Source organism: Flavobacterium sp. LC2016-13 (genome assembly GCF_009707955.1).
Taxonomy (GTDB): domain Bacteria; phylum Bacteroidota; class Bacteroidia; order Flavobacteriales; family Flavobacteriaceae; genus Flavobacterium.
The window spans coordinates 1-311 of record NZ_WMDQ01000057.1 but is presented as its reverse complement, the minus strand read 5'-3'; the positions used below and the strand labels follow the sequence as shown (position 1 = coordinate 311).

At 37.0% G+C, this 311-nt stretch carries 1 pseudogene; it reads left to right on the top strand.

Annotated elements, in window-relative coordinates:
• Positions 1-311 (top strand): annotated as a pseudogene (locus tag GKZ86_RS25370) (RHS repeat-associated core domain-containing protein); the annotation flags it as partial.

Genomic DNA, 311 nt, shown 5'->3' with positions numbered 1-311 from the left:
TACAACCAACTCAATTTACCCAAGAAAATAACTTTTGGCACGGGAAACACAATTGAGTATATTTACAACGCAGCTGGACAAAAACTGGAGAAAATTGTAAAGGAAGGAACCACGACAACGAGTACCAATTATTTAGGAGGGTTTCAGTACAAAGACAATGTTTTAGAGTTTTTCCCAACCGCAGAAGGGTATGTAAAAAATACTGATGGAGCACTCTCATATGTGTTTCAGTACAAGGATCATTTAGGCAACATACGAGTAAGTTTTGCAAAGAACCCAACAACCCAAGTTCTTGAAATTATCGAAGAAAA